13 protein-coding genes and 1 tRNA gene are annotated in these 10,045 nt (G+C 34.5%); 13 read left to right on the forward strand and 1 reads right to left on the reverse strand.

Annotated features, from left to right (window positions below; translation table 11 throughout):
* Positions 1–69 precede the first annotated feature (69 nt).
* Complete coding sequence (locus H8909_RS01625) at positions 70–1,509, forward strand: glycoside hydrolase family 1 protein (protein ID WP_187011594.1); 1,440 nt, start codon at positions 70–72, stop codon at positions 1,507–1,509.
* Positions 1,510–1,546: 37 nt separating this feature from the next.
* On the opposite strand, the gene H8909_RS01630 is transcribed toward H8909_RS01625, so the two are convergent.
* Positions 1,547–1,900 carry a Rossmann-fold NAD(P)-binding domain-containing protein gene (locus H8909_RS01630; RefSeq protein ID WP_187011595.1) on the reverse strand — a complete coding sequence of 118 codons (354 nt, stop codon included), beginning with the start codon at positions 1,898–1,900 and terminating at the stop codon, positions 1,547–1,549.
* 96 nt (positions 1,901–1,996) lie between these two features.
* Between H8909_RS01630 and H8909_RS01635 the strand changes: the two genes are divergently transcribed.
* From H8909_RS01635 to H8909_RS01690, 12 genes are all read left to right on the forward strand, one after another.
* Positions 1,997–2,070 (forward strand) — tRNA-Trp (locus tag H8909_RS01635).
* A gap of 111 nt (positions 2,071–2,181) precedes the next feature.
* Positions 2,182–2,451 (forward strand): HPr family phosphocarrier protein, encoded by a 270-nt coding sequence (locus H8909_RS01640; RefSeq protein WP_117458270.1) that lies wholly within the window; start codon positions 2,182–2,184, stop codon positions 2,449–2,451.
* 59 nt (positions 2,452–2,510) lie between these two features.
* A complete protein-coding gene (locus tag H8909_RS01645; RefSeq protein ID WP_187011596.1) occupies positions 2,511–3,290 on the forward strand; it encodes an HAD family hydrolase in 780 nt (259 codons plus the stop codon).
* Between the two features lie 6 nt (positions 3,291–3,296).
* A complete protein-coding gene (locus H8909_RS01650; RefSeq protein ID WP_006506073.1) occupies positions 3,297–3,545 on the forward strand; it encodes a hypothetical protein in 249 nt (82 codons plus the stop codon).
* Entirely contained in the window at positions 3,545–4,510 is a 966-nt protein-coding gene (locus H8909_RS01655) for a dipeptidase (protein ID WP_187011597.1), read from the forward strand. The genes H8909_RS01650 and H8909_RS01655 overlap by 1 nt, the downstream gene beginning before the upstream one ends.
* A 241-nt stretch (positions 4,511–4,751) precedes the next feature.
* Positions 4,752–5,576: a MurR/RpiR family transcriptional regulator gene (locus tag H8909_RS01660; protein WP_187011598.1), complete on the forward strand. Its 825-nt coding sequence runs from the start codon at positions 4,752–4,754 to the stop codon at positions 5,574–5,576.
* An 8-nt stretch (positions 5,577–5,584) separates the two neighbouring features.
* Positions 5,585–6,427 (forward strand): fumarate hydratase, encoded by an 843-nt coding sequence (locus tag H8909_RS01665; RefSeq protein ID WP_187011599.1) that lies wholly within the window; start codon positions 5,585–5,587, stop codon positions 6,425–6,427.
* On the forward strand, positions 6,424–6,978 hold the full coding sequence (locus tag H8909_RS01670; RefSeq protein ID WP_187011600.1) for a Fe-S-containing hydro-lyase: 555 nt from the start codon (positions 6,424–6,426) through the stop codon (positions 6,976–6,978). Before H8909_RS01665 ends, H8909_RS01670 begins: the two co-directional genes overlap by 4 nt.
* A gap of 2 nt (positions 6,979–6,980) precedes the next feature.
* Positions 6,981–7,820 (forward strand): MurR/RpiR family transcriptional regulator, encoded by an 840-nt coding sequence (locus tag H8909_RS01675; protein WP_129980914.1) that lies wholly within the window; start codon positions 6,981–6,983, stop codon positions 7,818–7,820.
* Positions 7,821–7,885: 65 nt separating this feature from the next.
* Positions 7,886–8,161 carry an HU family DNA-binding protein gene (locus H8909_RS01680; RefSeq protein WP_022424449.1) on the forward strand — a complete coding sequence of 92 codons (276 nt, stop codon included), beginning with the start codon at positions 7,886–7,888 and terminating at the stop codon, positions 8,159–8,161.
* Between the two features lie 70 nt (positions 8,162–8,231).
* Positions 8,232–8,753, forward strand: a complete 522-nt coding sequence (locus H8909_RS01685) for a flavodoxin domain-containing protein (RefSeq protein WP_238928188.1) — start codon at positions 8,232–8,234, stop codon at positions 8,751–8,753.
* A gap of 571 nt (positions 8,754–9,324) precedes the next feature.
* Complete coding sequence (locus H8909_RS01690; RefSeq protein ID WP_187011601.1) at positions 9,325–9,963, forward strand: reverse transcriptase domain-containing protein; 639 nt, start codon at positions 9,325–9,327, stop codon at positions 9,961–9,963.
* Positions 9,964–10,045: the final 82 nt, after the last annotated feature.

Genomic DNA, 10,045 nt, shown 5'->3' on the forward strand with positions numbered 1-10,045 from the left:
TTATGAAAATAATAAGCTTAATCTTTAAATGTTTGATAGTATACTCTTGAAAACAAGGAGGACATTATAATGAGTTTTAGAGAAGACTTTTATTGGGGTGGCGCAACTGCAGCCAACCAGCTAGAAGGTGGATGGCAGGAAGGTGGAAAGGGTGTTTCCTGCCCTGATGTATGTACTGGAGGAACAGCAACAGTAAGTAAACGCATTACACCAGTATTAGAAGAAGGTACTTTCTATCCTTCACATGATGCGATTGATCATTACCATCGTTTTAAAGAAGATATTGCATTATTTGCAGAAATGGGATTCAAGATGTATCGTTTCTCAATTGCATGGACTAGAATTTTCCCTAATGGTGATGAAGAAACACCTAATGAAGAAGGTTTAAAGTTCTATGAAGAATTAATTGATGAATGTCGTAAATACAATATTGAACCATTAATTACTATTTCACATTATGAAGTGCCATTTAACTTAACTAAGAAATGGAATGCCTGGGCAGATCGTCGTATGATTGACTGTTACTTAAACTTCTGTAAAGCAATTTTTACTAGATATAAAGGTAAAGTAAAATACTGGTTGACTTTCAATGAAATCAACTCAGCGACTACACCAATGGGTGGTTTCTTATCACAGGGTATTTTAAATGAAATCAAGACAATGAATTTCATGGAACAGGTAGATAATCCTCAGAATCGTTTCCAGGGCTTACATCATCAGTTTGTAGCAAGTGCACTTGCAGTTAAAATGGCTCATGAAATTGATCCTAATTATCAGGTAGGTTGTATGCAGATTATGGCAACTAGCTATGGTTTAACATGTGATCCTCATGATCAGATTGTGAACCAGGAAAAGAATCATTTGATGAACTGGTTCTGTTCAGATGTACAGTGCCGTGGTGCTTATCCAAACTATATTAAGAGATACTTTAAAGAAAATAATATCAACATCGTTATGGAAGAAGGCGATGAAGATATCTTAAAGGCTGGTCCAGTTGATTTCTATACATGTTCTTATTATATGTCTAATTGTCAGACAGCAGATAAGAGTAAAGAAGCAGGTTCAGGTAATATCCTAGGTGGTGTATCAAACCCATATCTTAAAGCTTCTGACTGGGGCTGGCAGATTGACCCAATTGGTTTAAGATATTCATTAAATGAAATCTGGGATCGTTATCAGAAACCTATCTTTGTCGTAGAAAACGGCTTAGGTGCATATGACAAGATTGATGAAGATGGTAAAGTACGTGATGATTATCGTATCGATTACTTAAGAAGTCATATTGAACAGATGCATGAAGCAGTATTAGATGGTGTTGATTTAAGAGGTTATACTCCTTGGGGATGTATTGACTTAGTATCAGCTTCTACTGGTGAAATGGCTAAACGTTATGGTTTTATCTTTGTAGAAAGATATGATGATGGAACAGGTGACTTCTCTAGACGTAGAAAAGAATCATTCTACTGGTATCAGAAAGTCATCAAAACAAATGGTGAAGATTTAAAATAATATGAAAAAGAAGGACTATGAATTTTATAGTCCTTCTTTAATGTTTATGTCTTTTCTGTTTGACAGAATTACCTTCTTCAGGTCCTTTGAAATCTACTAAAGATCCTAAATCAAAGACCTTAAATCCAGCTTTGACTAATTTTCTTGCTCCTTCATGTGCTGTACCAGCTGCAAGTGCATAAACATAATATGTTGCAGTAGGATCAAGATCCCTTTTAGCATGCTGATCAATTAATCTGGCAGGATAACATTGTGCATCAACAGGATGTCTGACATCAAACTTTAAATCATCATCTACACATAAAAGAATAATATTCATATTATTTTGAAAATCTTCATAAGCATGATTAAATTCAATTGTTTTTACTGCTTCTTTGCGTTTAAAAAACATAGACTCACCTCACTCATACAATAATATCATTTTCTTATGTATTTTACTATTGCTTTTTAGAAATTGGTATGGTAATATAAACAAGCAGTTTAACTTAGGGGCTTGGTCCAATGGTAGAACATCGGTCTCCAAAACCGTTGATACGGGTTCGATTCCTGTAGCCCCTGCCATCTGTAAACAACGAACATTAATTTGTTCGTTTTTTTTATTTAATTTTATGTTTATTTATTTAATGCCCCTTTTATTGTGGTATAATAGAGTTATGAAAGGGGTTACAATTTATGGCAAAAACTTTAGCATGCATCGTAACAGATCCAGTAGGTTTATATGCGACACCTGCAATGGATCTTATCGAAGTCGCAAAGACATTCGACAGTGACTTTACCTTAACTTATTCAGGTAAAACTGTGAATCTTAAATCGATGATGGGCGTTCTTTCATTAGGTATTCCAACAAAGGCAAAGATTGTGATTACTGCCGATGGAGAAGATGAAGAAACAGGTATTAAAGCAGTACATGAAAAAATGAAAGAATTAGGTATTATCGGATAAAGAATGCATGATGCATTCTTTTTCTTTTTTATGTATAATAGGCGTAAGGAGTTGATGGTATGAAACCAATGATGTGTTTTGATGTGGATGGTACTATTAGAGGTACGACAGATGAACATATAGTATATGATTCAACGATTCTTGCACTTAAGAAATTAAAAGAAGCAGGATATCCAATCGTTGTTTCAACAGGAAGAGGAAGAGATTCTTTCTTACGTACTGGTATACAGGATATTGCGGACTGGGATGGCTTTGTATTTAATAATGGTCAGTTGATTACTGATGGAAAAGGAAAAGTAATCAATGCCCATCATTTTAAGAATGAGGATGTTATTCGTACGATTGAAAAAGCAGATGAACTCAATCTTGCAGTAACATTAAAGAAAGAACATCGCATTATTACAAAAGAACCAGATGAATATGTCTTAGAGACACAGCGTTATTTTGGAAACCAGATAGGGCCGGTTGAAAAATATAACGGGATTGATCTTGTCGATATGATGATTATTTATGGACCTAAAGGGTGGGACTATAAACCATTTCTTGATTTAGAAGGTATTTCAGTATTACCTGGCTTATCTTGTTTTGCGGATGTTGCCATTGCAGGTGTATCTAAAGCAACAGGTATTATGGAATTAGGAAAGGTATTAGGTAGTGATCATTATGTATGTTTTGGTGATTCACAGAATGATATAGAAATGATGAAGCATGCCTCCTCGTCAATTTGTATGGGTAATGGTGATGCAATGACTAAAGCGGAAGCAGATTATGTAACTGCAGATATTGATGATGATGGTATTTATAAAGCTTGTATTCATTTTGGATATATAAAGGAGTAAAGAAAAATGACATTAAAAGAAGCATATGAAACAGGTAGAGATTTAGATGTATATGTAGATAGTGAAATGGCTGATCAGGATTCACATAGTTTTGATGATTTATGGCAGTCTATTTATGATATTGTACAGGTTGCAGTAGGGGGTATTGTAGAAGAAGACCCTGAAGAATTAAAAAAAGCCATTGCATGGCTTAAGGAAACACAGGATAAAACAGAAGCCTATAAGACTTTAGATATTCCTTTTGAGGTAGAGTAATGAAAGTAGTAGATATGCATTGCGATACACTTTATGAGATGGAAAAGAATCACCTCTCATTAAGTGAAAATAACTTAAATATTGATATAAAAAAGATGGAAGAAGGAGATTATCTTCTACAGAACTTTGCCATCTTTACTGAATTAAAAGAAACAGCAGATCCAGTGGATCATGTTATGAAATGTATTGATTATTTCTATCAGGAAATGAGAAAGAATAAGGATAAGATTCAGCCTGTCACTACTTATGATGAAATTATGGACAATACACATAATGGTGTCATGAGTGCGCTTCTTACTATTGAAGAAGGTGCTGTGATTCATGAAGACCTTTCTTATTTGAGAAACTATTATCGTTTAGGTGTACGTATGGTTGCATTAAGCTGGAATCATATCAATGGACTCACATATCCTAACTTTGATATGAATGATGATACACATGGCTATCATACATGTGATGATGAACATGGTCTCACTGATGCAGGAAAAGCCTATATTAAAGAAATGGAAGATCTAGGAATGATCATTGATGTCTCTCATATGTCAGATAAGTGTTTCTATGATGTATTAGATATCGTCAAGAAACCTTTTGTGGCATCTCATTCTAATGCACGTGCTGTATGTCCACATGCCCGCAATATGAGTGATGATATGATTTTGAAACTTGCTCATCGTGGTGGTGTGATGGGGCTTAATTATGCCGCAGGATTCTTAGGTGAGAATGCAGAAAAATCACGTATTGAAGATATGGTGAAGCATATTCTTTATATTAAAGATCTAGCTGGTATTGATTGTATTGGTTTAGGTTCTGATTTTGATGGTATTTCACAAAATTTAGAAATGAAAAATGCGTCTTACTTGCCTCAATTAGAACAGGCACTTAAAGACGCAGGACTTACAACTGAAGAAATAGAAAAAGTCTTTTATAAAAACGTATTACGTGTTTATAGAGAAGTCTTGAAATAGAAAAAATGACAGGCCGTATATGATGGGGAAGCCTGTCATTTTCCTTTTAATAACTTTTTGGGGGAGAAGTTATGTAGTCACTTGGGAGTATCCGTGAACTACATATAAGAATATAACGGAGAATTGTGAACCTAATATGAATACAGTTCATATTTCTACTAAATAGTGCATATGTCATTCTTTTTTTAATTTGAAAAGTATTATATAATAATATAGATAAATAACGTGAAGGAGAGAAAATATGAAAAATTTATTTTATCGCCTGATGATCTATCTAGATACAGCTAGTGAAACAGATACAAACTATTTTATAGCTTTGTTTATGGCTAATAATTTTTATCGTATTCCCGATATGCGTATTAGTGAACTTGCAGAAGAATGTTTTGTGTCTCCAGCAACCATTTCACGTTTCTGTCGTGCTTTAGGATATGAAAACTTTGCACACTTAAAACAAGAATGCAATAGTTTTCATTCTAATAATAAGAAGTTCAATAATTTAATTAATATTGATTTAGAGTGTATGGCACATTCACCAGAAAAAGCAACAGAAGAATTTGCGCAGCAGATTATTGAATCTACTAAAGAAATTTCAAAAATCCTTGATTGGAAAATATTGGATGAAGTACTTCATTTAATTCATGATCATGAAGAAGTCGCTTTCTTTGGAACTCAGTTTTCTACAAGTGCCGCTATTCTATTACAGACAGACTTGTTAATGTTAGAAAAGTTTACGATTGCATATATGGATTCAGAAAGACAATTAGAATGTGCAAAACAGATGACTAAGGATTCTGTCGCAATTGTGATTTCATTAAATGGTAATTTTGAGCATGTGGGACATAAGGTCTTACAGTATCTAAATAAATCTAAATGTCATATTGTATGGATTACTTCTACTCATGAAGATAATCTAGGTATTCCTGTGGAATATAAGGTATTAGTCGGTGGTTCACTTAAAAACAAGACAACCAAGCATGCATTATTAACTGCAGTACAGCTTATGAGCTTGCGTTACTATAGTTTGTTTTGTCCAGATCTCAAGTCGATGAAGAAGAAATTGGTATAGGTGATCATATGAGAATAATTAAATCAGAAACAATTACAGAAACAATTAAAGAGTTATGTATTAAAAGTGCTTGTCATCTTCCTACAGATGTTTATAACCGTTTATTAGAAGCCATCTCTACAGAAGATTCTCCTGTTTCTAAACACACATTAGAAATATTAAAGGAAAATGCGGACATTGCAGCAAGTAACCAGGAACCAATCTGCCAGGATACAGGAATGGCCTGTATTTTTGTGGAAATAGGTCAGGAAGTCTATGTGGATGGCAACCTTACAGAAGCTATTAATGAAGGTGTCAGACAGGGGTATACTGAAGGATACTTAAGAAAGAGTGTTGTCAATGATCCTGTCTTTGACCGTATTAATACAAAAGATAATACACCAGCAATTATTCATTATGATATCGTTCCTGGTAATAAACTTAAGATCACTGTAGCACCTAAAGGATTTGGTAGTGAAAATATGTGTCAGGTTAAAATGCTTAAACCAAGTGATGGGATTGAAGGCGTTAAGGACTTTATTTTAAAGGTTGTTGAAGATGCAGGTCCCAACCCATGTCCCCCAATCGTGATAGGTGTAGGTATAGGTGGTACATTTGATCATGTTACTTATCTTGCGAAAAAGGCAATGATTAAGAAGATTGAAGAACATCATCCAGATCCTCGTTATCGTGCATTAGAAGAAGAAATGTTGGAAAAAGTGAATGCAACGGGTATTGGACCAGCAGGTTTTGGGGGTAAAACAACAGCGCTTGCCTTACATGTAGAAACATGTCCAACACATATTGCCGGCTTACCTTGCGCAGTAGCTATATGCTGTCATGTATCACGTCATCAGGAGGTTACATTATGATTAAATTAGAAACGCCTCTTACTATTGAAAAGGTTGAATCACTTCGTGTTGGTGATCAGGTATTATTAAGTGGTACGATTTATACAGGACGTGATGCAGCTCATAAACGTTTTGTAGAAGCAATAAACAATAACGAACCATTACCATTTGATCCTTATGATCAAGTCATTTACTTTGTTGGTCCCACACCTACTAAGCCAGGTCATATTATTGGCAGCTGTGGACCTACAACCTCTTATCGTATGGATGCTTATTCCCCTACAATGTTGTCAAAGGGATTAAGAGGAATGATTGGTAAAGGTAGAAGAAATAATGATGTAAAAGAAGCAATGAAACAATACAAAGGTGTTTATTTTGGGGCGATTGGTGGTGCAGGCGCCATTATTGCCTCTTGTATCAAATCATGTGAAATCATTGCTTATGAAGATCTTGGTCCTGAAGCAGTACGTCGTTTAGTAGTAGAAGATCTTCCACTCACTGTAGTCATTGATAGTGAAGGACATGATCTTTATGAAATAGGTCGTCAGGACTATTTAAAAGGAAAGGAGTAATTATGGATCAACCATTTAGAGATTATAACGAGACAGATATTCTATATCTTCTTATGACATATGTAAACTTTTCATCTGGACAGGATATGTATTATAGTATTGCGAAAACAATACTTACACATCTTGAACAGATTCCTAGTATTTCAATTAACGATCTTGCAGAACTATGTTTCACATCTCCTGCAACAATCTCAAGATTTTGTAAAGACTTAAATTGTCGTAACTTTGCGACATTTAAGAAAGAAATGGCAATTGCGTTAGAGATTGCCCATGATGAAATTCATTTCTCCATGGATGATGATTTTAAGATTAAGAAGGATCCTCAATATCTTGTCAATAAGGTATATGATGATACAAAGAAATCATTAGAATTAGGACAGGCACAATTAGATATTAAAGATATTGATCATATTTGTGAACTTATTCATGATGCTCCTCAGGTATTTATGATTGGTTATCAGTTCTCACGTATTGCCTGTCAGGATTTCCAGTTAAAGATGTTGAAACTTGAAAAATTCCTCTATGCTTTTGCGAATAGAGGAGATGAAGTACAGAGACTTGATCTCATTGAAGAAAATGATTTGGTTATTATTGTAACAGTACGTGCTAGAAAAGAATTGATTGATTCACTTATTACACGTATTAAGAAACAGAAGGCACGTATTTTGATTGTGACTATGAATGAGGATTATACAAATCCTGAAGTAGATTATTACTATCATCTTAATGGTGAAGAAAGTGATTATACACAGTCTTCTATTTCTGGCTTTATTGATACAGTTTCATTCTTTAATATTGTCTATTTGCGTTATGGTTTACTCTATAATCAATATTTGTTATAAGTGTATACGTGACCGTTTGAAGATGGTATAATGGAACAAGTCAAAAAGAAAGGAAGTATCTATTCATGAAGAAAAATGAATTAGTAGAAAAGGTTGCAGAAGGTGCTTCATTAACTAAAGCAGATGCAGAACGTGCAATCAATGCGTTAGTGAATGCAGTATCAGAAGCACTTGTTGAAGGTGATAAGGTTGCTTTAAAAGGGCTTGGAACTTTTGAAGTCAGAGAAAGAAAAGCGAGAACTGGTATTAATCCTAGAACTCGTGAAACAATCGAAATTGCTGCAAGCAAGGTACCAGCTTTTAAAGCAAGTTCTACACTTAAAGATGCAGTAAATAAATAATATTAAAAAAGTGCTTCGGCACTTTTTTATTTGTTTTTTTTAGTTTAGAATTATGTAAAGGGGAGTGGTGATGATGATTACAATACTCTATACATCAAAACATGGCGCAACAGCCAAAATAGCACGTGTCATTAATACATATCTTGATCATACATGTACATTAATGAACCTGGATGAATTAGATATGGCTGTTTTAGAAAAGACAGATACGATTGTATTAGGTGTTCCTGTTTATTATGGTGCACTTGATCCAAAAATGGTGGATTTTATTAAAAAAAATCAGGGACTACTGATTAAGAAGCATTATTCTATTTATATTACAGCTTTATTCCATACTGAATTCATGAGTTATATTACAAAAGAATTTGATTATTCTATTTTAAAGAATGTAACGACAATGGCAGGACTAGGTGGGGCTATTTATTATCCTGATTTAAGTATTCAGGAAAAGATGGTTCTTGCAGTGATGAATAAAAATAGGCCTATTATTCCTAAAGAACATCATGTGAATATCTTTGAGAATTTCGATAATCATGAAATAGAATTATTCTCACAAAAGATTAAAAGAATTGATAACTATGCATGCAAGTAAAAAGGAGAAGCGAAGTACGCTTCTCCTTTAATAGTGTGCCGGGCATGGCACTAATTCAGTCGGAGATAAACCGACCACAGGTATTTACCGCCAAGTGTAGTGAACCACAAGCCGATACCATAAAGGTAGGAGTGAAGGAAGTGGTGTAGCGATTCCCTTGAGCGTACGAACAGAAACTTGATACAAGGCTAAATGGTGGACAAGGTTGCTATACAAACCGAAGTCCTAAAGGTAAACGTAAAACCAAGAGAGTAAATCAAGACGTTGTGAAGGAAATAGGATTAGTGAATTACCCCGGGAGGCCTCACAGGCAATGAAGTCCAATATCTTTAAAATCAGTGATGGTAAATTGTGCGATAAAAAGCTTACTGTGAGGAGTCAGCTGAGGTCATAGTAGGTGTCTCACCAACACCAAAGGACCTAATGTTTATATGATGTCACTCATCATAAAGCAATGTCTAGATAGTTCGAAATTGGAAGCATCTCATAATTAGAAAACGTAATTCTATGGAGATGAAGGAAGAGGGAACGGTTCTAGATAAATCTACGATATGAAAAGGAGAACACAGATATGAGATTAATTGATGAAATACTAAGTGATTCAAATATTGATAGGGCTATTCTACAAGTCAAGAGAAACAAAGGTGTATCTGGAGTCGATAAGATGACAGTAGATGAACTTGATGAATACTTCTATAAGCATAGAAGAGAGATTAGATATTCCATACTTAATAAGAAATATAAGCCCCAATCAGTCAAGAGAGTCTATATCCCAAAGCCTAACGGCAAGAAAAGACCATTAGGCATACCTACAGTTGTAGATAGAGTTATTCAACAGGCCGTTGCACAAGTGTTAATGAAGAAATTAGATTCTTCATTCAGTGAATTCAGTTATGGATTCAGACCAAGAAGAAGTGCACAGATGGCTGTACTAAAGACCCTAGAATACATTAATGAAGGCTATGACTGGGTTATAGACTTAGATATTGAAGCATATTTTGATACTGTAAATCATGACAAGTTAATCTCAATACTTAGAGAAAAGAATGTGAATGACTCAACAACATTACATCTTATTCGCAAATTCATGCAGGCAGGGATTATGGAAGATGGTTTAGTAAAACCTTCTAGAATCGGTGTGCCTCAGGGAGCGTTATGCCGATATCGGCATAAACCTCCTTATGCGGACAAAGATATTATGCCGAGTTAATTTGAAATATCCTTTAATAATCATAAGGTTTTCTTTATTTTCTCGGCATAATGCATCACACTTTAAATAGAATTATAGTTCT

This window comes from Catenibacterium faecis, assembly GCF_014306455.1.
Lineage (GTDB): Bacteria > Bacillota_I > Bacilli_A > Erysipelotrichales > Coprobacillaceae > Catenibacterium > Catenibacterium mitsuoka_A.